This window comes from Paenibacillus sp. 11B, assembly GCF_030487755.1.
Classification (GTDB): Bacteria; Bacillota; Bacilli; order Paenibacillales; family Paenibacillaceae; genus Paenibacillus; species Paenibacillus vandeheii.
In genome coordinates, this window is sequence record NZ_JAUKNS010000001.1 from 1,106,271 (window position 1) to 1,131,502 (window position 25,232).

32 protein-coding genes are annotated in these 25,232 nt (G+C 42.9%); 28 read left to right on the forward strand and 4 right to left on the reverse strand.

What is annotated here, in order from left to right; translation table 11 throughout:
• Positions 1-10 precede the first annotated feature (10 nt).
• From Q0V21_RS04920 to Q0V21_RS04935, 4 genes are all read right to left on the reverse strand, one after another.
• Complete coding sequence (locus Q0V21_RS04920) at positions 11-1,138, reverse strand: hypothetical protein (RefSeq protein WP_301877807.1); 1,128 nt, start codon at positions 1,136-1,138, stop codon at positions 11-13.
• A 15-nt stretch (positions 1,139-1,153) separates the two neighbouring features.
• Complete coding sequence (locus Q0V21_RS04925) at positions 1,154-2,119, reverse strand: PD-(D/E)XK nuclease domain-containing protein (RefSeq protein WP_301877809.1); 966 nt, start codon at positions 2,117-2,119, stop codon at positions 1,154-1,156.
• Positions 2,120-2,121: 2 nt separating this feature from the next.
• A complete protein-coding gene (locus tag Q0V21_RS04930; protein ID WP_301877811.1) occupies positions 2,122-2,790 on the reverse strand; it encodes a hypothetical protein in 669 nt (222 codons plus the stop codon).
• Between the two features lie 420 nt (positions 2,791-3,210).
• Positions 3,211-4,338: a hypothetical protein gene (locus Q0V21_RS04935; RefSeq protein ID WP_301877812.1), complete on the reverse strand. Its 1,128-nt coding sequence runs from the start codon at positions 4,336-4,338 to the stop codon at positions 3,211-3,213.
• A gap of 186 nt (positions 4,339-4,524) precedes the next feature.
• Here Q0V21_RS04935 and Q0V21_RS04940 point away from each other — a divergent pair, with 186 nt between their 5' ends.
• The 28 genes from Q0V21_RS04940 (at position 4,525) to Q0V21_RS05075 (ending at position 25,229) form a co-directional block, all read left to right on the forward strand.
• Positions 4,525-5,505, forward strand: coding sequence for a DUF3991 and TOPRIM domain-containing protein (locus Q0V21_RS04940; RefSeq protein ID WP_301877815.1), 981 nt, complete (start codon positions 4,525-4,527; stop codon positions 5,503-5,505).
• On the forward strand, positions 5,495-6,187 hold the full coding sequence (locus Q0V21_RS04945) for a hypothetical protein (RefSeq protein ID WP_301877816.1): 693 nt from the start codon (positions 5,495-5,497) through the stop codon (positions 6,185-6,187). The genes Q0V21_RS04940 and Q0V21_RS04945 overlap by 11 nt, the downstream gene beginning before the upstream one ends.
• A complete protein-coding gene (gene mobP3, locus Q0V21_RS04950) occupies positions 6,168-7,403 on the forward strand; it encodes a MobP3 family relaxase (protein ID WP_301877817.1) in 1,236 nt (411 codons plus the stop codon). The genes Q0V21_RS04945 and mobP3 overlap by 20 nt, the downstream gene beginning before the upstream one ends.
• A 35-nt stretch (positions 7,404-7,438) precedes the next feature.
• Positions 7,439-7,606, forward strand: a complete 168-nt coding sequence (locus tag Q0V21_RS04955) for a hypothetical protein (protein ID WP_301877820.1) — start codon at positions 7,439-7,441, stop codon at positions 7,604-7,606.
• Complete coding sequence (locus Q0V21_RS04960) at positions 7,593-8,243, forward strand: hypothetical protein (protein WP_301877821.1); 651 nt, start codon at positions 7,593-7,595, stop codon at positions 8,241-8,243. The genes Q0V21_RS04955 and Q0V21_RS04960 overlap by 14 nt, the downstream gene beginning before the upstream one ends.
• Positions 8,244-8,257: 14 nt before the next feature.
• Entirely contained in the window at positions 8,258-8,974 is a 717-nt protein-coding gene (locus tag Q0V21_RS04965; RefSeq protein WP_301877822.1) for a hypothetical protein, read from the forward strand.
• Positions 8,975-9,004: 30 nt separating this feature from the next.
• Positions 9,005-9,844, forward strand: a complete 840-nt coding sequence (locus Q0V21_RS04970) for a hypothetical protein (RefSeq protein ID WP_301877823.1) — start codon at positions 9,005-9,007, stop codon at positions 9,842-9,844.
• Complete coding sequence (locus Q0V21_RS04975) at positions 9,841-10,356, forward strand: hypothetical protein (protein ID WP_301877824.1); 516 nt, start codon at positions 9,841-9,843, stop codon at positions 10,354-10,356. The genes Q0V21_RS04970 and Q0V21_RS04975 overlap by 4 nt, the downstream gene beginning before the upstream one ends.
• A complete protein-coding gene (locus tag Q0V21_RS04980; protein WP_301877826.1) occupies positions 10,307-11,911 on the forward strand; it encodes a VirD4-like conjugal transfer protein, CD1115 family in 1,605 nt (534 codons plus the stop codon). The genes Q0V21_RS04975 and Q0V21_RS04980 overlap by 50 nt, the downstream gene beginning before the upstream one ends.
• A 119-nt stretch (positions 11,912-12,030) precedes the next feature.
• Positions 12,031-12,255: an Mbov_0395 family pilin-like conjugal transfer protein gene (locus Q0V21_RS04985; RefSeq protein WP_197074276.1), complete on the forward strand. Its 225-nt coding sequence runs from the start codon at positions 12,031-12,033 to the stop codon at positions 12,253-12,255.
• A 65-nt stretch (positions 12,256-12,320) separates the two neighbouring features.
• The gene (locus Q0V21_RS04990) at positions 12,321-12,551 is read left to right on the forward strand and encodes a DUF6133 family protein (RefSeq protein WP_301877828.1); all 231 of its coding nucleotides are present in this window, start codon (positions 12,321-12,323) and stop codon (positions 12,549-12,551) included.
• Positions 12,552-12,605: 54 nt separating this feature from the next.
• Positions 12,606-13,442 (forward strand): conjugal transfer protein TrbL family protein, encoded by an 837-nt coding sequence (locus Q0V21_RS04995; protein WP_301877829.1) that lies wholly within the window; start codon positions 12,606-12,608, stop codon positions 13,440-13,442.
• A 4-nt stretch (positions 13,443-13,446) separates the two neighbouring features.
• Positions 13,447-13,656, forward strand: coding sequence for a mercury transporter (locus Q0V21_RS05000; RefSeq protein ID WP_301877830.1), 210 nt, complete (start codon positions 13,447-13,449; stop codon positions 13,654-13,656).
• A gap of 10 nt (positions 13,657-13,666) precedes the next feature.
• Positions 13,667-14,005: a hypothetical protein gene (locus Q0V21_RS05005; RefSeq protein ID WP_301877831.1), complete on the forward strand. Its 339-nt coding sequence runs from the start codon at positions 13,667-13,669 to the stop codon at positions 14,003-14,005.
• The gene (locus tag Q0V21_RS05010) at positions 14,002-14,439 is read left to right on the forward strand and encodes a prepilin peptidase (protein ID WP_301877832.1); all 438 of its coding nucleotides are present in this window, start codon (positions 14,002-14,004) and stop codon (positions 14,437-14,439) included. The genes Q0V21_RS05005 and Q0V21_RS05010 overlap by 4 nt, the downstream gene beginning before the upstream one ends.
• Before the next feature lie 27 nt (positions 14,440-14,466).
• Positions 14,467-15,216 (forward strand): Flp pilus assembly protein CpaB, encoded by a 750-nt coding sequence (gene cpaB / locus Q0V21_RS05015; RefSeq protein ID WP_301877834.1) that lies wholly within the window; start codon positions 14,467-14,469, stop codon positions 15,214-15,216.
• On the forward strand, positions 15,209-16,075 hold the full coding sequence (locus Q0V21_RS05020; protein ID WP_301877836.1) for a P-loop NTPase family protein: 867 nt from the start codon (positions 15,209-15,211) through the stop codon (positions 16,073-16,075). The genes cpaB and Q0V21_RS05020 overlap by 8 nt, the downstream gene beginning before the upstream one ends.
• The gene (locus Q0V21_RS05025; protein ID WP_301877837.1) at positions 16,072-17,421 is read left to right on the forward strand and encodes a CpaF/VirB11 family protein; all 1,350 of its coding nucleotides are present in this window, start codon (positions 16,072-16,074) and stop codon (positions 17,419-17,421) included. Before Q0V21_RS05020 ends, Q0V21_RS05025 begins: the two co-directional genes overlap by 4 nt.
• A complete protein-coding gene (locus Q0V21_RS05030) occupies positions 17,418-18,356 on the forward strand; it encodes a type II secretion system F family protein (RefSeq protein ID WP_301877838.1) in 939 nt (312 codons plus the stop codon). The genes Q0V21_RS05025 and Q0V21_RS05030 overlap by 4 nt, the downstream gene beginning before the upstream one ends.
• 15 nt (positions 18,357-18,371) lie before the next feature.
• Positions 18,372-18,608: a hypothetical protein gene (locus Q0V21_RS05035; RefSeq protein WP_301877841.1), complete on the forward strand. Its 237-nt coding sequence runs from the start codon at positions 18,372-18,374 to the stop codon at positions 18,606-18,608.
• The gene (locus Q0V21_RS05040; protein WP_301877843.1) at positions 18,589-19,338 is read left to right on the forward strand and encodes a JAB domain-containing protein; all 750 of its coding nucleotides are present in this window, start codon (positions 18,589-18,591) and stop codon (positions 19,336-19,338) included. The genes Q0V21_RS05035 and Q0V21_RS05040 overlap by 20 nt, the downstream gene beginning before the upstream one ends.
• A gap of 15 nt (positions 19,339-19,353) precedes the next feature.
• On the forward strand, positions 19,354-20,229 hold the full coding sequence (locus tag Q0V21_RS05045; protein ID WP_301877844.1) for a secretion protein F: 876 nt from the start codon (positions 19,354-19,356) through the stop codon (positions 20,227-20,229).
• 34 nt (positions 20,230-20,263) lie between these two features.
• On the forward strand, positions 20,264-20,656 hold the full coding sequence (locus Q0V21_RS05050; RefSeq protein WP_301877846.1) for a DUF4320 family protein: 393 nt from the start codon (positions 20,264-20,266) through the stop codon (positions 20,654-20,656).
• A complete protein-coding gene (locus Q0V21_RS05055; RefSeq protein WP_301877848.1) occupies positions 20,653-21,192 on the forward strand; it encodes a hypothetical protein in 540 nt (179 codons plus the stop codon). Before Q0V21_RS05050 ends, Q0V21_RS05055 begins: the two co-directional genes overlap by 4 nt.
• A gap of 116 nt (positions 21,193-21,308) precedes the next feature.
• Positions 21,309-21,884 carry a DUF6550 family protein gene (locus Q0V21_RS05060; RefSeq protein ID WP_301877849.1) on the forward strand — a complete coding sequence of 192 codons (576 nt, stop codon included), beginning with the start codon at positions 21,309-21,311 and terminating at the stop codon, positions 21,882-21,884.
• A 66-nt stretch (positions 21,885-21,950) separates the two neighbouring features.
• Entirely contained in the window at positions 21,951-23,693 is a 1,743-nt protein-coding gene (locus tag Q0V21_RS05065; RefSeq protein ID WP_301877850.1) for a DUF8193 domain-containing protein, read from the forward strand.
• 18 nt (positions 23,694-23,711) lie between these two features.
• Positions 23,712-24,392, forward strand: a complete 681-nt coding sequence (locus tag Q0V21_RS05070; protein ID WP_301877851.1) for a hypothetical protein — start codon at positions 23,712-23,714, stop codon at positions 24,390-24,392.
• A 3-nt stretch (positions 24,393-24,395) separates the two neighbouring features.
• Entirely contained in the window at positions 24,396-25,229 is an 834-nt protein-coding gene (locus tag Q0V21_RS05075) for a C39 family peptidase (protein WP_301877852.1), read from the forward strand.
• Positions 25,230-25,232 lie beyond the last annotated feature (3 nt).

Here is a 25,232-nt window from a genome sequence, read left to right on the forward strand (position 1 = left end):
TAGACTGTCCCTATGTTTCCTCTGTCACTGCAGTTTCTTCAATAAATTTAACACCCACATCATCAGCGGCAAAAGAAACCCTTCTCTCACTAAAAAGTTGTCGATAGATTTGAAAAAGTACATTTTTGAAATCAAATAATATAGCATCCTGAATTTTTGTTCCCACGACATTTGTTTCTTCCAAAGTTTTTCCCATATCCTCGAAATAGTAACCAGAAGAAACCATTTTTGTCTCGCATTTTTCTGGCCTACTCATAAATTCTATAGCAACGTCAATAAAGTCTGCATTCTCTGTATTATCAAATCTCATCTGAGCCATAGAAAAATAAAACCCGTTATCCAAGGTTCCTTTCACAAATCTATTCTCAATAAGATTCTCACCATCTAGCACTGCTGAGTTTATACCCTGAAGTTGATCTTCTCCTACGGTGCTTTCTTCCGGTTTTTCTCCATTTTCATCTCGTTTTACTTTCAGCTTTTTTATTTCTACAAATGTCCAAGGATGATGGTTATATTTGAAAAATTCGTTGAATAATTGTATCCGCTTCTCACAAGACAATGCTTTTAAGCTTATTTCAGAGAAGTTTAGCTTAATATCATCATTTGCTCGCTCTAGATAATTTAAAACTTGAGTTACTTTTTTATGATCATGACTTACAATTGTATCAAAGTCCAAACTGCACGTATCATTTTGATAATTAACTTTAACTTCAACTCTTCTAGCTGTTTGATCTAATAAATCTATCATACCAGGTTTAAATTCAATGTAATCAATTACGAATTTCCATTCACCATTAGGAGTTTCCACAACAGATACTATTGTATTCTCATCATCTCCTAAGGAAGTCCCGTTTATTTCTAATAAAGCACTCTTTAAATCTTCAATCTGCCCCTTAGGTATCTCTAGCCTGCTAGTTTTTTTATAATTATGTTCCGCTTCTATTCTCTCTTTAAGTTTCAAAAAACTATCTCTACAAAAATAATGATCCGCTGCAATCTTTGCAACATCTTTTTTTTTGACAGCCTGTATAAGGATTCCTTGCTCTTGGAAAATGCTTATTGAATCCTTACTGCTCATAAACTGTTCAATTACTTTCCTTACATGAAACCTATTAGGGTATTTTTTTAATTGCATCATTTCACCTTCTCATTACTATTTAGAATATTGTTCTGGTACATCGGAAAGTCTTAGCATATATTCGATATCTAATTTTACTTGTGCACCTTCTAACTTCAAACTATCTCTTTTTAATCTTTTAAATTCTTCAATCTGAACTCTATATTTTGAATCGTTATTATACAAATGGATTTTTAGTTGTTGCGCATCTTCTAATTGAAATGGTTGTATGCATGAATACATGAAATTCAACTCATCTAACGTGGGCTCAGAAAAGAAGAAGACATGGCTTGTTTCTTCCGTAAGAGTTACAGGTCCATAGTCTTTTCTCCCTTTACTTTTAGCAAAGATATAACTTGAAAATAAATGAACAATATTGATATGATCTCTTCTTGATGGTGAGCTTTTTCCACCACTATATACATCACTTGGATAAAAATATTTAAACTCCGTTAATGCTGGATCAGCTTTAATTTCATTTACTTTTTGAATTAACGAACACCATTTAAGTATTTCAGAATTGGAAGCAATATACAATGTAATTGGATTTCTTTTTGTTGTAAATCTTAGTTGCTTAAGATATTCTCTATACTTATTGTCATCAAATTTATTGGGTTCATTACACCATAACATTAGAAGACCTGTTTTAACTGGTGGACAACCGATACTTTTAAATGTCTCATTTGTTTCTGCACATTCAATAGCCATCTGTAATTGATTTACAAAGCTTTCAATCTCAGACTTATTAATTCCACTCCAATTTCTGTGCTTTGATTCAACTATAATCCCCAAATCTTTTTTTCCGTATGGATCATAAAATGAAAACACTGTGTCGATACCATGTGGATTAATACGGTCTCTATCTCTTGTTTTATGGGAAGTCTTATTCACACATGCAATATCAAAATTAGCATCGCCTTTTTGAGTCCACCCCAAATTATGTAATATATTCTTTGTTTGTGTTGTCCATCTATCTCCTTGATACTGTTGCTCTTCAGACAAAATTACTCCTCCTCAAAATAATCTACAATTAATTCCTTGATTTCTTCTATATTGGTGAGCTCTAGAGAATCATACTCTACTTTAAAGGCACTATTGGCTAAGTCAATGTTGAGTGTACATTTACTTTTACTATAAAAAACTTCAATACTCGCTTTTGAAGGATAGGTCGGAATTTTTTTTAATGTACGCTGAGCATCGATGTTAGATTTAAAATCTAATGATAATGAATTTAATACTGTTCCTAAAAATTCAACGTTGATGTATTCTAGTTTTCTTAATTGATATTCTTTTTCTGATAGCTTGCTTAAAATTCCTTTTAATTCTATTGAATAAGAAGAAAAATTAATATGTGCCTTATTTTTTAAGTATCTTTCAAAGTTACTACAAGCGGCTCTGCTTCCATAAATTAAAGCACGATTTCGATTTCTGGAAATTATACAGCTTGCTCTGTGAGCTTTATTCATAATTTCTGGTACCTCTACTTCTGATATAAAGTCGTAGAATAATTCCACAGATCGAATAGTACGATAATAATTCAAAGTTATATTTTGTTCAGTGATTGATAATTCAGTTATCCGTTCACTTGACACTCTTGTTGAAGAATTATGTAATAAATTATTCAGCAGTTCCACGGATAAATTATCGAATGTTCTAAAAAGAGCAGTAAACATTGCTTATCCTCCTTTTAATAATACAACCCCATTTAAAGCCAGACGCAAAAAATGAGAACATCTGTTCTGTATCATTATATCAAGGATGTTATTCATAATGTAACAGTATAATATATATTTATCTTTATTCATTAACTGCAACTTAAGTATTATATCAAATGAACTAGACGAAATTTGTCGAAAATTGGTGATTATAGAAATAAATTTATATATATACTCATCTTTTCAATAAGTTTCATTACCACTTCTAGAGAGTAATATAGTGACTTCTTATCAAATCTCTTTAACTAACAATCCAATTCTTATCATATTCGACGAATTACGGCTTCATCCTCGAGTTGGCCGCCACCGCGCACTTCATCCGAAGCACATTGATGGCGACAATTACCTTAAATAATTTTATAGAGAAGGTAACACAGTTTATTTAAAACAATATTTATCTATGCATATACTCGCAATCTTTCTTATAGCCGTTCTCCAAATATCATTTTCTTCATCCTCAAACAATTTTGGAAGTAATAATTCAAAGCCACTATCGCTTTTTCCATGTACTATACTATTTCTAATCTTATATATTTCATCAGATAACGCTTTTATTGTTTTCTCTTTAATCAATTCATCTTTGTAGACTGTTTCTAAAATCTCCACCAATTCAAAACTCAAATTATTTAATAGATAACCAAGTAAATCAATTTCTCTTGTTTTATAAACTCTAGTTACCTCTAATATCAGTTTATCCAGATTCCCGGAATATTTAGTTATCAATTGTTCTAACTCCTGTTTTCTATTGATAATAAAGAAAAACTCAAGTACTTTGTAATAATACAAAAATGATATCTGATCCCTATTTCGATCTCCAGCAGTAAAAAAGCTGATTGGTTCGCTATATTTAGCAAGTTTGAAATCGGTATTTACTAAATCCGCTACTTCTAAATCTACTCCTCCATCCCCTTCATACATGTATTTATAAATTTCAGGTATATCATTTATATAATATGAGGGTTTACATTTTTGAATATAAAAAAGCGCTTGATGGAGAACATCTTGAAAATTTTCTTTAGTTACATTAAACAAAGAGATAGTATAATATGCACTCCAATCCGCAAATAAATCATCGGTTGAAATAGAATAGTTAAGCATTTTAAAAAGACTGCTTGGTTCACCTATTTGTACAGATACAGCGCCTATATTGAATTTCCAAAGATCATATTCGAGATCGAACATATTATAATGAATAAAAAACTCTGCATATCCGCTTTTATAGAAACCTCGATCCATATAATTCAGCATGTTATGATTGAATTTATCGTAAGCATAACTCCCCACCAGAGATTCTATCCTATAATTTAGATGCGGATGATCCTTGTTTTCTGATAACCAAACATCATAGGGCATAGAAAAAATGCCCTTCCAATTAAAAACTATAGTTTGCTCAATTGCATTATCTTTAATAATTAATTCAGTTTCATCAAGTTTTACTATCTCTAGCTCTTCTAAGAGATCACTACCAAAAAGCTCTTGCAGCAGACCCATTAATTCTTCATCCATTTACTAGTACACCTCACCAGTATTAAATTAATATTAATTATTTCATTTTTCCTATATCACCTTAATTATAAAATTAATTCTATTTATTTAAGTAATATTTTTTTCGAAAATTAGATTATATTTTAATGAAGTTGACCCACTAATCATTAGTATACGCTTTTCAATTTAATAGGAAGTGATTATCAAATGCCTTCTTATTCAAAAGTCCAATTAACTCAAGCTAATAACATAAACCTAATTGATTTAGCCAAATTCCATGGCTACATCCTCCAAAACGGCGGCCGCCGCGCACTTCATGCGAAGCAAAGCGGCGGTCTTTACTTTTTCAAAAACAGCAATAAGTACTATCACTTCTCCACCGATACCCACGGCGGCCCAATTGACTTTGTAATGCAATTCTGGAATATGAATTTCAAAGAAGCTGTGGCTTTTCTACTAGAGAGTGAAATTCCACTTTTCGCTCCTGTGTCCCCTCCTCCTCCAACAGCCGGCCGACTCATCCTCCCAGACAAGGCTTCCAACTATAGACGAGTCGCTTGGTATCTCGTACACGTTCGAGGGATTGACCCTGAAATCATGTCCCATCTCATGCACGAAAAAAAGCTATACCAGCAAAACAAAACCGGGAACTGTGTCTTCGTCGGGTACAATCAAGACGGAATTCCTAAGTACTGTTCGATGAGAGGTTGCAACCCTAATCGTTCTTTTAAGCAGGATCGAATACACTCGGATAAAAGCTCCCCCTTTCACATCTCAGGTAACGACAACAGTACACGAGTCTACGTATTTGAAAGCCCCATTGACGCCATAAGTCATGCCACTCTATACAAACTGAACGCGCTGGATTGGCGAGCAGATCATCGAATCTCTCTCGGCTGTTTATCAGATAATGCCTTAGAGCGCTTCCTATCCCAACACACTATTCAAGAAATCATCTTCTGCTTTGATAACGACTATAACGCCACTTATCGAGATGGCAGCCCGGCTCCCAATTGGGGACAAGAGGCTGCCTTTAAATTTGCCCATAAGTATGATGAATTAGGATATCAGACCAGTATCCAGACGCCACATAATAAGGATTTCAATGTAGATCTGGTTACTATGCGTCAGCCCACAACCGAAGCGAAATCATCTATTCATGAGGAGGATTGTGAATATGAATTGTAGACTTTTTGCTCATTGGATAAGAGAACTGCCGTCCCACCACCAGAGGGCACCGCCCGATGGTGGTGGTGTAAAGGCAGGAATAGCAAAATGTCATTTTGCGAGTAAACAGCGTGGAAGCAGAGCTTCCACCGACATTTTTAGTGATTTTCACCCGGCAAACGAATGTCGCTTAAGAGTACCCCAAAGGGAAGGAGATGCCATGGCACAAGCTGAGAAAACCATACAGATCACCGTCAAGCTCCCAAAGAAACAATATGAAGCATTGAAAAAGCATGCAGCTACCAAGCATCTCAGTATGGCAGATATCGTACGTGCCTTTATTCAAAAGGGGATGTCTGTAGATGCCTATACCGAAGAGATTGATTTCATCACTACTATTATCCGCCAGGAGATCACCATTGCCATCAACAGTTTGAGTAACCGGTTAGCCGGACTGGCTAGCAAAGACCTCATCATGTCCGCCGCCTCTTATTACTCCACCATTGCTATCATTGCGGATTTAATCGATGTGAATCGTTATACAACTTTCCGGGAGATTGAGAAGAAGGCTCGGCAGCTTGCAGTGGAATACATGAAGATGAAGCTCACTGATGTGGAGAAGCTATTCCTCTCCGGTGATGGTTTTGAGCAGGATGCTGAGCGACTGCGCGGAGGCGATATCGATGTCGGCTCTGATCTATAAGCAGCGTTTCTTCCACCCCAATAAGCCCAAAACCGCAGTCAGCAATTACTGTCATATTGGTTATATCGCCACCCGCCCTGGTGCGGTTCGACATGATGTGAAGAACCATGGTCTATTCGGAAAACTAAAGCCCGGCGAGATGCAGGTATTTGATTCCTGGCAAGAAGTGGCGCGAACTGCCCGAGATATTTCACAACAAGGCAAAAATATGTACCGCGGGATTATTTCCTTCCGCAAAGAAACTGCAATGGAGCTGGGACTATCAAACTTCACGGCATGGCAGCGGTATATCGAACAGCACATTGCCACACTTGCATCCCAAAACCAGATTAAAACAGAGAACCTTTGCTGGGCTGCCGCATTTCACAACGAAATAGATCATCCCCATCTTCATGTGGTGTTCTGGGACAAGAAACAAGAAATTATGAAGAACTTCACTTCCCCCGAAGTACCCAATCGCATTCGCAAACAACTGATTAAAGACACGTTCGCTTATAAAATCAAACAGTTTATTGCTATGCGGGATCAGGCCAAATCCGGAGTATCCGAGGTTACTGATCAATTGATATCAGAATTTGAAAACTATCTGAAGCAGTTGAACCCAAAAGCATTCCGGGCATTCCAGCAGCGGTTTGATACGGATGACGAAGACTCTCTACTCCGATTTCCTAAACATTATTTGATGGAACCTGCTTCTATCAAGAAGTTGGCTGAACAGCTTTTTCAATTGCGTCAACAAATGCCGAAATCCGGACGACTTGCGTACAAACTGTTGCCTACTGAATCGAAAACGCTGCTGGATAAGTTTGTACAAGACTTGTTGCAAGAGAATCGCTATCTGGCTCAGATGGTAGAAGATTACGTTGAAGCCAAAATGAACATGGCACTGCTTTATGATTCTAATCCAGATCATTTGAACAAGCAGCGTGCGAAGTATCAGGCTGAGGCCGAAAAACGTATTGCCAACCGCATCCTCTCCACGGTTCGCACCATCATCCAGCTAGAGAAGGATGCCAGCTTTAATACCAAACAAGCTAATTGGCAGTATGCAATGACAGAACAATTAGTGCTAGAGCTGCTTAACCTGATGGAAGGATTAGCGATGAATGCCCAAATGGATTATGACGACAAAAGCAAACTAATGGGAGGTGACTTATCGAAGCAGGCTAAGAAAGAATGGCTCCTACGAAATAAGGATAAAGGATTCGATAGGTAGTGTGAGTCTCCAACCACATCGAAGGGAATGATCAAATGTTTTTTACCAATGGAAAGCTGCAATCGTTCGAAAAACTGATGCGTCAAACTCCACGGAAACATCGACCATCTTCAGAAGACAAACCGAATCAACAACCTCAAGTAACTCCTTCTCAGGAGAGTCCATCTCAGCTCAAGGAGCAAACGACCAGTGGAGATCAATAATCGAATGAATGAGGTGCTGGAAGCAGAACTCTCCCGTTTGGGTTTGAATATCCAGCGTGAATCGTCCTCCGTTCTCTCCGTTCTTCAAAAGAATGACCCTATCGCATTTATTCATGCTAATGGTGAAATTCATTATCCAGCTAATGCCGAAGCTGCATTCGCTCACCAGTTTCCAAGCATTGTCGGAAAGGTCTGGGAGATAGAGCGCAGCTATCGTAATGCTGCCCAGCTTGGAATCTCCAGTTTGGACAGTTACCGAAGTATGCTGGAATATAACCATCATGTGTTAGCCGGCCGCTATGATGGGGAAGGTGAGTTTCGCTTTGTTACGTGGGAGATGAATCGCGAGCGAACTGGATTTGCCATGGGCCATTATTTTTATCGCAATGAATACGAGAAGGCAAAAGACGATTTTCTAATGCGGAGTGGATTACTCGACAAAGGTAAACTGTTTGATAGCGATCAGATCAGTTCACTTTACACCGCCCTTCTTTATCGCAGCATCAATGATCCCACACTAGGATATAACGAAAAGCAATCCATCGACCTCCTTCTACAGAAAATTGAGTCACTGACTCCCCATTCTCCAAATCTTCTTTATTCGCCACTTCAAGCTGAACTAGATCTCGAACAGTAGCCTTTTTGGAAGGAGTGATTCGAACGAAAAGCAAAAGTGAATTTTATAAAAGCTTCTTTGCTGCCCTATCGCAACAAGGGATTGAGGTTCGGCGTTCCACATCTGCGGACTATTTAGCAGATTTGTATCAGAAGGATCAGATCATTGCCTTTTATACGCGGATGGACAGCATTGAACGCAATCCTTTTGTAACTGTCCCGGATCGGCTTATGAGCAGCATTTCGGACTTAGCACGGAAAACAGCCTTGCAGCTGGGCGTTTGTACCGAAAAACCATACACCGATAAGGATGATAAGATTACAAACGGTGTCTACAAGCTTAGTGAATACGGGGATGTCATTCTTGCTTGCAAACATCATCCTCTATTCGAATATGTATTTTCGACCTACCGTCTTGCTCCAGAGAATGGAATACCGGTACAACGCCAATATTTTTATGACAGAAATGAAGCGATGGAGAATTTTGCCGTCCGAAGCGGCTTGGTAGATGGTAAGAAACTATTCAGCGAAAATGAGCTTATTCTCATTCATGATGAGATGGTCAAATTCCTCATCAGTCCCAACGACAAGACTATGGACCAATTTGAACAGGTCCAGATCCTGATCGACCGGTTAGAGGAACTACTGCCCGAGCTTAAAGATCGGGAAATCCAGCTGAATTACGAGCAAGAATTTAGTCATGATTTTGACGGTAACTCGGAGACGCTCGAAATTACCGAAGAAGGACGGTAATAACTCATCTTTAGTAAAGGAAGTGAGTCCATGCCTCAGCCCGAAAGCTCGATATGGGGTAATATTTTAACCTGCGCGGAAATTGGCCTGCATGTGTACGGCATGATGGCCGAACGCAATAGCGGCATTGTTGTGGATGCTGATTATGCCAAAGAAGTACTCAGTGAAGAAGCGCTGCAAACTGGAGAGTCACAAGGTGATCATATCTATTTCGACGACGCCAAAAGTATCATTCCTGCTTATGAACTGCTCAAGAAAGATGCAATTACGGATCCGGAATTCAAAGAATGGTGCGGCTCGCCAGAAAAACTAGCCCAGGATGGAGAGTTTTTTGCTCCAGAGTATTTTGGTGGAATGACCCCACCAGCAACTACACCTTGGGGAGACATTACCGAGAGCCAAGAGATCTACAATGGTATGTCCTTGGTGAATCATGATGGAGAGTGGACACTCGCGGTACATCAAACAATCGCGAAGCATTGTCTCTCGGAGATGGCACAGGAAGTAGCCGCTGGTCAAGACAATTATCTCTTTTATCCACTCGATGCTTGCTCCATTCCAGTCTATGAATTATCCGCCTCTCATCCCGCTATGCTGGAACAAATCATCAACGAAGATAGCCTGGTGCACACCTTATGCGAAGACCATCCTGTCTATGTAACGATGCATAATCTTCAAGTTGAAGAATGGGGCCGTATTTATGATCAGCCGGCACCAAGATCACTCTTTCTACAAATACAGTTGGATCAGGAAGCCCGCTTCCCTGCTGTAGAACAATATGATGATTTCCCACAATCCCATCAAGATTCTATCTCCCTGAGAGAACGACCTGATAATTTTTTTGAACCCACAGAGGAGCCTGAGTGGTGAAAACGAAACAAAAGCTGCTGCTTTGCACGCTTTTTATAACCATCGGTTTCATCTTCAATATCTTCTTCTCCACAGCGCTGCATGGCGTCTTATCCGGTTCAATTTCAAACCTCACTGTCCCCTCCCTAAATACAAGCCTAGCTAGTCTTATTTCCAGCAGAGTTCACTTTCTGCTTTTTCTTTGTCTTCAAGGATTTACATTACTCCTGTCCGCTCTCTTTTTCGCCTCTAATAACCGGCCATATCAAAGTAAACTTAAGCAAATCGCGCCCGGGATTGAAACACCTGTCGTGGTGGGACAAAATCAGCATGGTTCCGCACGATGGCTCCAAGAAGAGGAATGGGCTCATGCTTTTGACTACGAATTGCTCGATCTGCATCATCCCTTTATTCGTCAATTGATTCAATCCGGTTACGATGACCTGAATTTTCGACGAACTGATCTGAAGGAGGAGCTTCACCATGAGAATGCTTCATCCGAAATCTATTCCGAAAGTGAACACCGCGGTTAACAATCCTCGTCCAACTGCAGCACCACCTTCGATCCAATCCGGTGGTATTGTACTCGGATTACAACAAGCGCGAAGTCAGGAGCGTCTTTTCTTTATAGGGGATGATGTTCATTCTATCTGTATCGGAGCGACGCGAAGCGGAAAATCTCGAACAGTGGTCCTTCAATCCATCGGACTCTTAGCTTTAGCCGGAGAGTCATTGGTTATCTCCGATCCGAAGGCAGAGCTGTTTCATTATAGTAGCGTACTGCTAGAGAAGCTGGGTTACGAAGTATTTGCTCTCGATTTCCGCCATCCTGAAAAGAGTCACCATTACAATCTGCTTCAACCTATCATCGACGCAACGCTGGCTGGAGACCAAGAGCAAGCGGAAATGCTCGCTTGGGACATGACGAACGTGCTGGTAGGCAAAGCTCAGGGTGAAAAAATCTGGACCAACGGAGAAATGTCGGTCATCGCCGCCTCGATCCTTAGTGTCGTGTGGGATAACGTCAAGCGTCCAGAGTTTCAGAATATGACTAATGTCTACTGGTTTCTAGCGGAGATGAATAAGCAAATCGGCAACAAAACACCGATGCAGGAGTACATTAAGCGGTTGCCTCAGAACCATCCTGCTCGGGCCCTCCTCAGCATCTCCGACATTGCTCCCTCCCGTACCAAAGGTAGTTTCTATACCTCTGCATTGACCACTTTGCGCCTCTTCACTTCCAAGTCCATTTATGCCATCACACACAAAAGCGACTTTTCTTTAGCCGACATCGGTAAAAAGAAACAGGCGCTTTTTATTATTCTCCCCGATGAGAAGACAACCTTTTATCCTGTGGCTTCGCTTATAGTATCCCAGCTGTACGAACTATTAACTACCGAAGCAGACAAACGCGGGGGACGCTTAAAACAACGGGTCAATTTTATCCTTGATGAGTTCGGTAACTTTACGCCCATTGCCGATTTCACAAATAAGTTGACGGTCGGCGGAGGGCGTGGAATGCGCTTTAACCTGTTTCTACAAAGCTTTGAACAATTGAAAGAAAAATACGACGACCATGTAGCCAATACGATTAAATCCAATTGTCAGACTTGGATATATCTGCAGGCTGACGATTTAGAGACGCTGCGGGAAGTCAGCGAGAAGCTCGGGACATATACAACGTCCAGTTACCAGCTTTCTGCATCACATGGCAAATATTCGACGCCTAGCACTTCACACAGCTTGAATCTGCTTGAGCGCAAGCTGCTAACCGTAGACGAGGTGCACCGCATCTCGCGCCCTTATCAGATTGTACTATCTCGTTCTCATCCCGCAATGATGTATTCTCCCGATCTATCCTCCTGGGCGTTTAACGCGATGATGGGCCTTGGGGACAAGGAGCACAATCGCAAAGTAAGAGAAGAACGTGAAATGCGGCGAAGCATACGAACGAATACTGCTGAGGAGGTGAAACTTTGGAACATTTGGATTTACTATCAGAAAGACATTACCCGGCAGATGGCCGAACAACGTCAACAAGCAGCTGCTCAAAGCGGATTCTTCCCTCCGGGTTCAGAAGACGATTAAGGTCCGGCCGCTTCTCTTCGGTTTTGCGAACAGCAACAGCCATACTTTTTACGCTTTATTACAATTGGTTTGAGTCCGCAAATGCTTATGCTTCCGGCGACATTAAGGGTAGCAAGCTGGTGACCGGGACTGAGAAATTAATCGGTGATGTTACAACTTGGCTGATGATTCTGGCTCCCGTTGTTTCCGGTTTGCTCATTGTTTATTTTAGTATCCGGCGCTCTGCCGCGGATGAGATGGACACCAAAAAGTGGAACAACCGTATCATTGTTGCCGTTGTATCCTGCATTGGTGCGGTACTCGGCGCAGCCACCCTTAATATCATTATTGGCTACTACAAGTAAAAAGAGCTTGCTGACCATAGCAGGCTCTTTTTTATGCTCACATTGAATTCTGGAGGTTAGGAAAAATGAAAAAATGGATGAAGGCTATAGCGAAGAAATTGGCTCACATGGGGAGCAATGCAAAGAGAGTGCTTAGCAATAGAAACGGGGAAGGTTTCGTTGATACGGCTGTAAAGATCCTGATGGCCGTTGTGATCGGAGCACTCGTATTAGGCGGTCTGTATCTGCTGTTTGAAGGAACCATCCTACCCACGCTTACTCAGCGGATCAAGGAAATGTTCAACTACAAAGGTTAAGCAGCCTTCAGAGGAAGCGGCAATCACGCCGCTTCTCTTAGAAAGGAGGAACAGATGGAGAAGATCTTACTACTGCTCGTCGTTGCTCTGCTTAACGGGGCGCTCATCTATATGGACACCTTGTTAAAAGATATCCTCCCGATCTCCTTGTATGCAGAGAAATACATGACACTCACAACCGGAACGAATCTGCTGGAAAGCTTGTACGATATTTTGTTTGGTTTTGGAGTTGCATTGATGATTCTCAAGTTTCTGAAAAAGGGCTTTGAGATTTATGTCCTGTGGACCGATGGCGATCCGGATGAAGAACCGCTGTTTCTACTGACCAATTTTTTCAGGGCAATGGCTGTCGCCATTTGTTTCCCCACCATATATACATGGATCGGCCAAATGGTCGAAGAGCTAACCAATCAGTTACTGGTCGTTATCGGACAATCGACCGACTACAACTGGCAGGCTTGGGTTAACAGTGTCAGCTCGCTTGGGCTAGTGACAGCACTATTCGGTTTGGTCTTTGTGGTTTGTTTCTTCATTCTGTATTTCCAGTTTCTTATGCGCGGACTCGAAATGTTCATCCTTCGTGTTGGCATTCCTCTCGCCTGCGCTGGATTACTGGATAATGACCGCGGCGTGTTCCGGGCGTATATTCAGAAATTTGTGCAATCCATGTTGACGGTAGTCATTCAAATCGCCTTAGCCAAATTAGGCGTGGGGCTGATGCTGCAATCCCATGTCTTCTGGGGCTTAGCCTGTATGATGCTCGCGATCAAGACACCACGTTTCCTTTCCGATTTCTTGATTACATCGGGTGGTGGTGGCGGGGTTGTAAACAATGTCTATCACTCCGTCAAACTCGTGGGGATGGCCCGCAAAATGACGAAGGCCGGGTGACTGAATGACTACCTTGGAGGAACTAGCCCAAGCCGTTATCGCTTTAATCCGGCTCGGTTGTGCCTGTCGCTTGGTGTATTGCATGGTACGTCTGGCTGGAGCTGATGAGGAAGCGACCAAATACAAGAAGCGCAGCCGGAACGTTGTACTGTTTTACATTCTTGCCGAAAGCATCTGGCAGGTAAAAGATATCATTTTGTTCTATTACCAGTAGGAGGTCTAAGATGACTCAAGAATCGCAAACGTTGTATATTCCGATGGGTGTGAAGCCGGAAGCCGAATGGTTTCCCGGTTTTGGCAAACAGCAATTAGGTCAGGCTTTTATTGGTTCGCTGCTCACTGTACTTCTAGCACTACTGCTCTGGCTGATCAATGGCAGTGTGCCGATGGCCTTGGTTACTTTCTTAACCGGTGTTTCCGCCTCAGTGATGATGACCACTAAAGACCGAAATAATCTGTCTGTTCTCGATCAAGTACGCTTTATGGTTCGCTTTGCCAAAAGCCAAAAGGTATATCCCTACAGAAGTCTACCTGAATGGCCGTGGCAGGAGGAGCAACCTTGAGTCTGTCCCTAATCATCCTTCTAAAAGGTTTACTTCTCACCTTGCTCCTGGCTTCTGCCAGCTTTCAGGATGTGAAAACTCGCCGCATTCCTGATTCTCTTTCCGTAGCTATCACCGCTGTTGGATTCATACACTTCTCCCCTCTGTTCTCCTTATCTGGGATGCTCCTGACTGGCTTACCGTACTTGTTTGCCGCTGTAATCTCCAAAGGTAAGCTCGGTGGCGGGGATATCAAACTCATGGCTGCTTGTGGTTTTGTTCTAGGTCCTATTGGTGGCACGATGCAAAGCATCATTGGGTTAACACTTGTTTTATTCACTGCTGCAGGAGTTAGTATCAAATCCGGTTACCAATCTGCTAAACAAACATCTCTGCCGCTGGCCCCCTTTTTATCTGCCGGCGGCCTTTTTGCGTTTATCCTACTCCAACTCTAAACCCTTCCTCAGGAGGTTTTGTCACTTATGCACAGATTTAAAAATCGTTCTGTATTAGGAGCAGCTTGCATTCTACTATCCCTCATTATTTGTTTTGGCATTGCACCACTCTTAAACCGTGCAGCCGGTGATACGACTCATATCATCCGTATCACCAAGGATGTCGCCAAAGGATCGGTAATTCAGTCAGAACAGGTAGAAACCGTAGAGGTAGGAAAGCTCCACTTACCTGGAGCTGTTCTCAAAGTAACGGAGGCCGTTGTTGGACAATATGCGGCGGTGGACCTCAAAACTGGCGACTATTTGCTTCCTTCCAAGTTGTCTGCTGTTCCACTAGATGCTTACCTCAATCGATTGGATGGGCACAAACAAGCCTTGTCCGTCACCATTAAGAGCCTTGCAGCAGGATTATCCGGGAAACTTCAACCTGGGGATATAGTGACTTTGATCGCTTCAGATTACGGAGATATGCGTACGACCACCATGCCTCCAGAGCTGCAGTATGTTGAAGTATTGGCTGTCACTGCAAGCAGCGGATTAGACGCCCAAATAGGTAATAACGGCTCCTCCGAAGACGATGAGGATAACGAACTCCCTTCAACCTTAACACTACTGGTTCAACCGCAGCAGGCCCAGCTATTAGCTGATCTTGAGAATAAAGCTAAGCTGCATACGTCCCTTGTGTACCGCGGCGACCCTGTAACTGCCAAAGCCTTTACCGACAAACAGGATGCTTACTTTACGGCCCAGCAAAAGAAAGGGGAGGCAGATGAGTAATAAACCGTTGATCGCTATTTGGGGCAATCCCGGTAGCGGTAAGACCGTAACCACGATCAAGCTGGCCAAAGCCTTTGCCGCTACAAAGAAAAATGTTCTGATTCTCTGCTGTGATGCGCTTTGCCCCTCCGCTTCCACAATCTTGCCGCAAGCCGCCAAGCAACAACGCTCCCTGGGCGAACTGCTCAGTCTGCCTGCGCTAACTCAAGAAGAATTACTACGTTTTGCTCTACCACTGGATGGTTCTTCTCATATCGCTCTGATTGGTTACAAAAAAGGGGATACCGCTTTTACGTATGCTTCTTACGACAGGGAACGAGCTGTCGACTTCCTAACGTTGGCAAGACATATGGCAGACGTGATATTGGTTGACTGCTCCAGTTATCTGTCCGCCGACCCCCTTTCCACGATAGCGCTAGAACTGGCAGATACCGTCTATCGACTGCACAGCTGTGAGTTGAAAAGCCTGATGTTCTATGCTTCCTATTTACCATTGTTGACGGATATACGATTTCTCCGTTCTTTGAATGTCTCTGTACTATCCAATGTTAAAGCAGGGCAAAACGAAAGGGAATATAGTCAAGTCTTCGGGGGCATTGAGGTAACCCTTCCCTACGTGACTGAGCTAGAGCAACAAACGGCAGATGGCCGTCTGCTCGATGATTTACCTGGCAAAGAAGCAAAGACTTATCTCAGTGGCATTGAACATTTAATTCAACTGGCTTTACCGGAAGAGTACCATCAAGTAGCAAAGTCAAAGGATAAATCTTCTAAGACTTCTACCAGTAATACGACAACCTTAAATCTCCTCCATTGGCTAAAATCATTCCTTCCAAAGCGCCGAGGTGATGGTCAATGAATCAAGCATCTTCTCTATTTTTCTCTGCTACTCAGTCTAAGCCCTTTGTGGATGTGCTAAAAGAAGTCCAGACATATCTTTCCGGAAAATACGCCACACTGATGAGCCGCCACCCAGAAGAACAAAAACAACAGATCACTTCCTACATGAGTCAATATCTAACCGACCAACGACTACATGTACCAGGACTTACCTTCGATGAACTGATTGACCGACTGTATGCCGAGATGGTGGAGTATTCCTTTTTGACTCGTTATCTCTTTTCAAGAGATGTTGAGGAAATCAATATCAACAGCTACAATGACGTGAAAATCAGCTATACGGATGGACGAATACTCCCTGCCGAAGAACAGTTTTCTTCTCCCGAGCATGCGGTTGATGTCATACGGCGGCTACTGCATCAGTCCGGTATGATCCTAGACTATTCTCAGCCCATTGTTCGGGGCCATCTGGCCAACAATATTCGTATTACCGTGTTCGGTGCTCCCATTACAGATAAAGATAAAGGGATTGCTGCCTCCATACGAATCATTAACCCGCAAAAGTTAGCCCGAGAGGATTTTATTCAGAATGAAACAGCGACCGCAGAAATGCTGGACTTCCTCAGCATCTGTCTAAGGTACGGGGTATCCATGTGCGTCACTGGAGCCACCGGCAGCGGGAAAACAACCTTGATGAGCTGGCTGCTCTCCACGATCCCCTATGACAAACGCATCTTCACTATTGAAAATGATTGCCGTGAGTTTGATCTGGTTATTACCGACGATAACGGCCGCGTTCTGAACAATGTGGTGCATACGGTGACACGCTCCAGCGAAGACCTCCGCCAGCATATCGATCAGGAAAAGCTACTGGAATTTGCCCTGACTGCCAACCCCGATATTATTTGCGTCGGGGAAATGAAATCAGCTGAAGCTTTTGCCTCTCAAGAAGCAGCTCGAACTGGTCATACTGTGATTACCACTACCCATGCAAATTCTTGTTTTGCTACGTACTACCGCATGGTGACGCTCTGTACCCAGAAATATGATATGAATGACCAGACCCTGTATAACCTGGTAACAGAAGCATTCCCACTCATTTTGTTTGTGAAAAAACTAGAGGACAATACCCGCCGGATGATGGAAATCACGGAATGCTGCATCCTCCCAGATGGTCAGCGTGTCATTCATACGTTATTCCGATTTGCCGTTCATGCTACTTACGAAGAAGCCGGCCTTATTTGCATCGACGGCGCTTATGAGAAAGTTAATGACATTTCTGTCAGCCTACAAAAACGGTTGCTCGAAAACGGTTTGCCCTTGTCCTCATTGCAGCGTTTGTTATCCGGAGGTGAAGCCTCATGACGTTTATGCTGCTGGTAGCCTCTATCGGGTTAACTGCGGGCTGCATGTTGATTCTTCAACTCGCTCCTTACACTTTCGTCCAGGAAATCTCCGAACTACTCTCCCATTTATCTATTCGAAATCAATCATTAGCAACACGAATCCGTGCTATTCAGCACCACAAGAAACTTAAGGGCTGGCGAGCTACAGTACAAGAAGCCCAAGCCATTCTAGAACAGACGGGCCATAGTCAACGGTTTGGTTTGCTTATCGCCGGTTCCCTAACCTTAGCAATTATAGGAGCTATGCTGGCAATCCTCATGAACAACTTGTGGTTGTTGCCCATAATGGCTGGAGGATTTGCCCTGCTTCCTTTTTGGGGTGTCTTGTTCAGCTCCACCTTCTACAAGAAGCGGCTTGGTAGTGAATTAGAAACGGCTCTCTCCGTCATTACCACCTCCTACCTGCGTAACGAGAATATTCTGGCAGCAATTGAAGAAAATCTCCCTTACTTGAATCCTCCCGTAGCAGATGTGTTTCAAGCATTCCTAGCTGAAACGAAACTGATTCATGCCAATCTCAGACTGGCAACTCTACAGCTTAGAAGCCGAATTAACAACTCTGTATTTCAAGAGTGGTGTGATGCTCTGATTGCCTGTCAGGATGACCGAACGTTGAAATCTACACTCATGCCCATTGTCGCCAAATTGTCCGATATGCGTGTTGTCTCGGCGGAACTTGACTATTTGCTTTATGAGCCGTTAAAAGAATTTCTGACCATGGCTATTCTACTCGTCGGCAATATCCCCTTGCTTTATTTTCTGAATCACGGCTGGTTCCATACATTGACTACGAGCACCCCTGGGCATATCGTACTTTCAATCTGCGCATTGGCGTTGTTTGTCTCCCTGGCAGCAGTGATCCGGCTTACACGTCCTCTGGAATACAAACGGTAAGAAAGGAGAATTTAAATGCACGAATCTATACGGCTACTAGGGGATCTGATTGAGGCTTCCCCGCAAGATCAGATCAGCTTGCAGTCCCTGATTGAGGAATACGGGTTCCGTAACTTTTGGGACCGGTTCGAGGAAGAGGAACTGTCTGGCGATTTGAAAATTAAGCTGCAGGCAGTAAAGAAGATCTTACTGGCATTGGAGCTAGTCCCATCTCCTGAAAGGAGCGAATCCGATGGGCCAAGACTCCCTTGATAAGAGAATGGTCAAAGATTATATCCAATCCCTTCATCAGCTAACGGGTATTCCACTCGATAAATTAGAGATCTATGGAAATACCAATAACCTAATGAATGCTCTGGAGCATCCCTATTCCCTGGAGCTCACTTCAATGCAATTACAGAAAATAGAGCAGCTTAATGAATTCCTCATCTCCCATCGTGTTCTGCGGTGGGAAATGGAGAATACACAGCAAAAAATCACCTCTCCAGAGCTGGCAGGAAGCTACTTCTCCGCATTTTTACAAGGACTACGGGACCGAGAACGCTTTATGGTCGCCTTCTTAGATAATGGTAACCATGTGATTGAAACACGGATTATTTCTGAAGGTGGTCTTACCGAAGCACCAGTGTATCCTCGCAATATTTTAAAAGCTGCGCTGAATTGTGACTGCACATCCATCATTATGGCGCATAACCATCCGGGCGGAAGCCTAAAGCCATCCTGGGAAGATATTGAGATGACCAAACGATTGGTTGCAATCTTCGAACCGCTTCATATTGGTATTTTGGATCACATCATTATTGGTAATGCTGGCTTCACTTCATTGACACAGATGGGGCAATTACCGAAAGCAGCTGAAGAGGCGATTAATTACGAGGCCATCACCCTCAAAAGTCTGGAGGAAGTCGAACGTTATATTCCAGCTCCTTACTCGGAGCCTGTTTGGGATGGTGTAGTCCGCGAGGAAGAATGGGAGCGCTAAAGGAGATGACTATCTATGATGTCCGGATTACTATTGTTCATTGGTTTGACCTTCGCTGCTGGAACTTATCTCGTATTAGCGGACCTGATTAAACTTCCTACACTTGCTGCCTCGAAGGCTGTCATTCGAGTCGCACGAACTGGGAAGAAAAGCAGTTCTAGCTTAGATGCTCTTGTCTTTCGTATCTCTTCCTGGCTAGCTCCAAAACTTCCACTAAGTGAGTACTATAAACGCAAAACTGCTGCGACCCTTCAGTCAGCTGGCATTCCACTAACCCCGCAAGCCTTTGTAGCCCATTCCATTGTAAAAGCAGGTCTGATTTTCGGTTTAGGATTAGTCAGCCTGCCAATTTTACCGCTGATTTCACCACTCTTTATCTTTTTGGCTATCGCCGTATTTTTCAAGAATATCGGTGCGGCAAGTGAATCTGTTCGCAAAAAAAGAGAAGAAATTGAAGCCGAACTCCCCCGGTTTGTGGCCACTATCGCGCAAGAACTTAAAGCCACCAGAGACGTGCTGCGGATGCTTGAGGTCTACGCCAAAAATGCCGGGGTCAGCTTGCAGAGCGAATTATTTATTACTATAGCGGATATAAAGAGCGGCAATCAGGAGACAGCCCTGCTGAGGTTCGAGACACGTATTGGCAGCACGATGTTATCTGATATTGTACGGGGGTTACTAGCCGTATTGCGTGGTGATCATGGAGTCGTCTATTTTGAAATGCTCGCACATGACTTCAAATTGATAGAAATTCAGCGACTCAAGCTTATTGCAATGAAGCGTCCAGGCAAAGTACGCAAGTATTCATTCTATATGCTCGGCTGCTTTATGCTGATGTACATTGTCATCTTGGGCATGGAGATCATGAGGGCGATGGGCAAGTTATTCTGATGCATACCATCCAGAAGGAAGGGAGGAATGCTAGGTGTCCATCCTCCGAAGTAAGCGCGGAGAAGGTTACGTCGATGTGGTGGTGCTAGTATTGGCTGCCATGTTATGCGTAGCTCTGGCGATCAAGGTGTTTCCGGTCTTTGTCGTAAAGAATCAACTGGACACTTTCGCCGCGGAACTGGTACGAGAAGCTGAGATATCCGGTAGAGTTGGCAATGAGACTAATTGGCGTGCTAGTGAATTACAAACACAAACTGGCCTATACCCTACAATTGCGTGGAGTAGAACCGGAGAAATTCAAATTAACGAAGAAGTAACGGTAACTTTGAAAACCACTGTTAACATCGGACTATTTGGAGATTTCGGCTCCTTCCCCATTGAACTCTCCGCTAGAGCTCAAGGAAAGTCTGAGGTGTATTGGAAATGAAGTGGGTGACTAACAAATCCGGAAATGGCTTTCCGTTAGTTGTTGCCATTGTATTAGCAATACTAATGTTTTCTAGTGTGATTTTTGAATATATGAGACTAACGATTATTGCCAGTGGTGTACGTGGTGCCGTGCAAAGTTCCATTATTGCCGTGGTTGCTGAAAACTACAGTTATGTATACAGTAGCCTGCGGCAAAGTTACTCCGGCGGTTATTTACGGTCCGGAAACGAATGGAAAGAGCAGGTCTCCACAGGACATATTTATCCTCGGCTACAAGAGAATTTGGGACTGGCCCAACAAGGGACAAGATATGCCAAACTGATTGGAGATCAGGTGGAATATAGTTTATCCGGATTAGCAGTAACTCTCATTAATGCACCGTTTGCTCCTTCTACTCCGAACACCATGGAGCAATTCACGGCTGAAGCAGTAATTCAACTGGAGGTGCCACTTTCCTTTGGTTGGGGTCATCTACCTCCAATGAATGCAGAGTTACATGTTAAAGCAGTATATATGCCTCGGTTCAGCTCATAAACTCATTAAAAAACATTATGTTAGCTGATTTCATTGGATTTTACAGAATTATACAGTAAAATAGAAGGACGGGATCATTTGTAAGAACACAAATATGCTATAAGGAGTCGAGAACAATGAAGCAAAAGATATGGGCTTTTGCTGGAGGAATTGTGATTATCGGACTTATTGTCACTTGTGCGGCATGGCCACATCAAGACAGTAGTCAGATACCTGATTCAACAAATACTGTATTTGCGGTAGACCCTTCTAAAATCAATATTCCTGAAATAGAGCCAAGCCCTACTTACTCCTCCCAGAATCCAAGCCCAAGTCCCTCCCCCATCACTGTTGCCGAAATTACCCCTCTGCCTACCATATCTGAAACTCCTGTACTTCAGCCAGAAAAAGAAAAGAAGAACGTTGAAGTACCTATTACACAACCTGCAAAAACACCTAAACCTACCCAGCCACCTAAGCCCAAGGTTAAGGCTTCTACAAAACCACAGTCTCCTGCTTCTACTCCAGCTTATGAGGAAGAGACAACTCAACCAAATAAACCAAATGATGAGCCAAAGGCTGGAGCTAAAAATAATGATGGGAAGGTTTACATTCCTGGATTTGGATGGGTTGAGGATCAAGGGGGAGGAACCCAAGTTGTTGAAACTGGAAATGATGGTGATTTGAATAAGCAAGTTGGAGACATGAATTAAAATCACAAAACATGAGAAAAGACGCGGCGTGTTGCTGCGTCTTTTTCTTTTTTGGAGGCATGGGTTATGAGTAGATTTTTAAAATGTATGTTTATCCTATTACTTACAATGACCATTTTCATGTCGTATAGTATAAACGCTGATGGTACTGGTGATGGGAATATCGACATTGGTGGTGGTGGTTTAGGTAGCGGCAGTGGGGAAAACTTTTGGAATACAAACGATGAAGGAGTCAGGGTGACTGTAATAAGAGCAGCTGATCAGATGCCGTTATCTACCCCTATTGATTTTACAAATCGCACTCCTCCAAGCTCACTTATTCATTTCGGAAAAGTCAGTAAACTACAGTATAGCAAAGGGACAACTTTAAAACCGTCAACTGCCCCTTACACATATGTACAGCCTGGAGAACGTCTACCTTTCATTATTAAGTCGAGTAAAGCTGAACCGAGTTTAGAGCTCATCAAAAGATATTTTTGTTCAGAGTACATGGCAATTCGGATAGCGAACGCAACAAATATTGACTACGAGACTTTAATAAACGGTAACTACAAACTCCTTATTGAACCAATTGCTTATATCACCTTTCAAGGTGTAAAGATTGCGATGACTGCCCATGAGGCCGCTTTATACGATCAAATTCTCAATGGCGGCTTACGTTCAAAAATGGTTAGCCTCACTCATCAAAACCAACCATTATCAATATTTTTAGAGACCTCCGATCTGGGCTTCCCCGCTTGGAATGGTTCGACCAGCAGTCGTGTCAGTAATGATCAAATAATTACTTCCCTTGGTTTGGGCATCGTCCGCTTTAATAACACCCCTACTATCCCTCCCCCCAGTCAGACGAGCTATCAATACCGAACAGATACCGATGTGATTACCTCCGTACTTCTTTCCACCTCTGCTGAGATCACACCTGATAATCCTGCAAGAGTTACGTTTGCGATTATGGGCAGCACTTATACGGTGACGAACATCGTCATTCCGGAAGGTGATAGTCAGTTGGTTTGGGTAAAATGGCATACACCTAGCACACCGCAATCAATCTCCATTCAGGTGAGTTCAACAAACGGCTCACTCAATGTCTCTTCTATAACAGCTTCAATCATAGCTTTTGACCAGAGTCCGCCGCCCAATCCTACTGCCACAGATCGTAACGACTCATTTCAACTCCCTGCAGTTCCTAACTATCCATCAATAACTACTGCCTCCTGGGGAATATGGTCGGCTAGTTGGCATGAATACTGGGTCTGGATTTCTAACTGGCAATGGCACAGTACCGGAAAGGACACCGGCTACTGGATAGATTATGGATATTGGAAAGATACAGGGTGGTGGGATTATATCTGGACCAGCTATTTCGCTTCCCTATCTGCCACCCAATCAGTTGTACCTGATACTAAATCACCTGCTCTTTCCTCCAATAGGATGAAATCAGGATATGGCATTGAGATAACCAGCAACGGCACTACCTCTTCTAATGCTCCTAGTAGTCACATCACAGGTGCCCAGCACGCCGTCACCTATTTTCCGGAGTTTTCTTATCAAACCTACTGGCGACTTCATGACCTCAAATCAGGTGGAGTGAACGCCAATTTTTGCTTGAAGACTAATGACTACTCAACTTACCAAAGTCGAGTTCACTTTACGCCAGTTTGGTTCCCTGATGGACCTTATAGTCCAATTACACGCATTTTGGATGCCTGGACACCTGAAGGCATGTTGACTCTTCAAATGCAAGAAACGATTACGATCTCCGGGAACCTATTCTCTGATTGGCACATTGCACCGAAAAAAACAATATAGAAAGTTGGTGCTGCTTTTATGCTGCTGCCCATCATTGTGCTGCTCCTCTGCCTTCTTGGCGGAGGAGCTGTTTTATTTCGCCTCATGAAAAGTAAATCAAAATCCAATATCACCACTGATCTTGCCATGCAAACAGCACAAGAATTCGTCCAAGTACAAGACATTCATGGGAACTTCCTTCATACACAAGATGGTTGGCTGATGAGCTATTTACGGATCTTCCCGATTAGTCTGGATTTATTGAGTACTTCAGAAAAACGGATGCTTATTAGCAAGCTGACAGCCGAATTATCCTCTTTCAACTATCCATTTAAGTTTCTTGCGGTAAGCCGCCCTGTAGATATATCCCCTCTAATTTCAGAACTCAGTGCCTTACTCTCTACCGCAGACCCTAAGCAGAAAGAACTGCTCCGGCAAGAAATGCTGGAGATGAACACGCTCACTCTCTCAGGTGAAGTAGTTGAGCGACAATTTTATTTAATCCTCTGGCAGCGACAAAATGACGGAACTGAACGGGACCTCTTGGACAAAGCTAAAAGGCTCGCCCAGCATTTTGAAGATGGCCAAGTGCAGACCCAACTTTTAAAACAGCAAGACATCGTTCAGTTATGCAACTTAGTTAACAATCCCTCCTACACCCACCTCGAAACGACAGAACCTGAAAATGTGATTCCTTTTCTTGCGAAGTTGGAGGTGTAGAACTTGGATCCCTTCACCGCGAAGTTACTGTCCAAAATAGCCTTTAAAATCGCCTCGGACGAACAAGTTCGTAAACGAATATTGATGCTTATTTTACTTCTGGCAGCCACCTTGTTAATTCTCATCGCTATGGTTCTACAACTGCTTACCTCCCCCTTAGAGTCACTCAAAATTTGGCTCTCCGCTGATGAAACCCCCATTGTAAATGAAATGCGTATCGACTATGGTTTCACCCAAATTCTACAAAATACCGACGAAGGATATGCGGAAAGCCAGGGACAGCAATATGAGGGAGTAACGTTTAAGGATGGAAGTCGCGAAGTTGTCTATTACAACCAAATGGACTCCCGTTGGGCAGATAAACCTTATGGTCCCAGGGACACCATTGGCGTATCCGGTTGCGGTCCAACTTCCTTATCAATTGTCGTTTCGACCCTCACCAGTAAAAGGATCGATCCAGTCACTATGGCTAATTGGGCATATAACAGTGGTTATTTGGCAGAAGGAACCGGTAGCTACCATAGCTTAATTCCTGATGGTGCTCAGTATTTTGGTTTAAATGTTCAAGGTGCTGCACAAAAAGACCAGCAAACCATCATTAATGCCTTAGCTAGTGGGAAACTGGTTGTTGCCATTATGGGTAAAGGTCACTTCACTTCTTCAGGGCATTTCATGGTCCTTCGAGGTGTCACCTCTGAAGGCAAGATTCTTGTCGCCGATCCAGCCAGTCGAAAGCGAAGTGAGCAGGAATGGGATTTCCCCATTATTTTGAACGAAGCCCGAAAGAATGCAGCAGCAGGTGGCCCCTTCTGGATCATAAGCGGAAAGGAGAATTGATAT

Bases quoted from the DNA above. Each gene is read 5' to 3' on its own strand.
- Q0V21_RS05040 (WP_301877843.1), top strand. From the start codon at position 18,589: ATGGGCCAAGACTCCCTTGATAAGAGAATGGTCAAAGATTATATCCAA.
- Q0V21_RS05000 (WP_301877830.1), top strand. From the start codon at position 13,447: ATGACTACCTTGGAGGAACTAGCCCAAGCCGTTATCGCTTTAATCCGG.
- Q0V21_RS04935 (WP_301877812.1), bottom strand. From the start codon at position 4,338: ATGGATGAAGAATTAATGGGTCTGCTGCAAGAGCTTTTTGGTAGTGAT.
- Q0V21_RS04940 (WP_301877815.1), top strand. From the start codon at position 4,525: ATGCCTTCTTATTCAAAAGTCCAATTAACTCAAGCTAATAACATAAAC.
- Q0V21_RS04945 (WP_301877816.1), top strand. From the start codon at position 5,495: ATGAATTGTAGACTTTTTGCTCATTGGATAAGAGAACTGCCGTCCCAC.
- Q0V21_RS04930 (WP_301877811.1), bottom strand. From the start codon at position 2,790: ATGTTTACTGCTCTTTTTAGAACATTCGATAATTTATCCGTGGAACTG.
- Q0V21_RS05005 (WP_301877831.1), top strand. From the start codon at position 13,667: ATGACTCAAGAATCGCAAACGTTGTATATTCCGATGGGTGTGAAGCCG.
- Q0V21_RS04955 (WP_301877820.1), top strand. From the start codon at position 7,439: ATGTTTTTTACCAATGGAAAGCTGCAATCGTTCGAAAAACTGATGCGT.
- Q0V21_RS05025 (WP_301877837.1), top strand. From the start codon at position 16,072: ATGAATCAAGCATCTTCTCTATTTTTCTCTGCTACTCAGTCTAAGCCC.
- mobP3 (WP_301877817.1), top strand. From the start codon at position 6,168: ATGTCGGCTCTGATCTATAAGCAGCGTTTCTTCCACCCCAATAAGCCC.
- Q0V21_RS05065 (WP_301877850.1), top strand. From the start codon at position 21,951: ATGAGTAGATTTTTAAAATGTATGTTTATCCTATTACTTACAATGACC.
- Q0V21_RS05045 (WP_301877844.1), top strand. From the start codon at position 19,354: ATGATGTCCGGATTACTATTGTTCATTGGTTTGACCTTCGCTGCTGGA.
- Q0V21_RS05035 (WP_301877841.1), top strand. From the start codon at position 18,372: ATGCACGAATCTATACGGCTACTAGGGGATCTGATTGAGGCTTCCCCG.
- Q0V21_RS05030 (WP_301877838.1), top strand. From the start codon at position 17,418: ATGACGTTTATGCTGCTGGTAGCCTCTATCGGGTTAACTGCGGGCTGC.
- Q0V21_RS04990 (WP_301877828.1), top strand. From the start codon at position 12,321: ATGAAAAAATGGATGAAGGCTATAGCGAAGAAATTGGCTCACATGGGG.
- Q0V21_RS05060 (WP_301877849.1), top strand. From the start codon at position 21,309: ATGAAGCAAAAGATATGGGCTTTTGCTGGAGGAATTGTGATTATCGGA.
- Q0V21_RS05070 (WP_301877851.1), top strand. From the start codon at position 23,712: ATGCTGCTGCCCATCATTGTGCTGCTCCTCTGCCTTCTTGGCGGAGGA.
- Q0V21_RS04920 (WP_301877807.1), bottom strand. From the start codon at position 1,138: ATGATGCAATTAAAAAAATACCCTAATAGGTTTCATGTAAGGAAAGTA.
- cpaB (WP_301877834.1), top strand. From the start codon at position 14,467: ATGCACAGATTTAAAAATCGTTCTGTATTAGGAGCAGCTTGCATTCTA.
- Q0V21_RS04970 (WP_301877823.1), top strand. From the start codon at position 9,005: ATGCCTCAGCCCGAAAGCTCGATATGGGGTAATATTTTAACCTGCGCG.
- Q0V21_RS04980 (WP_301877826.1), top strand. From the start codon at position 10,307: ATGAGAATGCTTCATCCGAAATCTATTCCGAAAGTGAACACCGCGGTT.
- Q0V21_RS05055 (WP_301877848.1), top strand. From the start codon at position 20,653: ATGAAGTGGGTGACTAACAAATCCGGAAATGGCTTTCCGTTAGTTGTT.
- Q0V21_RS05020 (WP_301877836.1), top strand. From the start codon at position 15,209: ATGAGTAATAAACCGTTGATCGCTATTTGGGGCAATCCCGGTAGCGGT.
- Q0V21_RS04995 (WP_301877829.1), top strand. From the start codon at position 12,606: ATGGAGAAGATCTTACTACTGCTCGTCGTTGCTCTGCTTAACGGGGCG.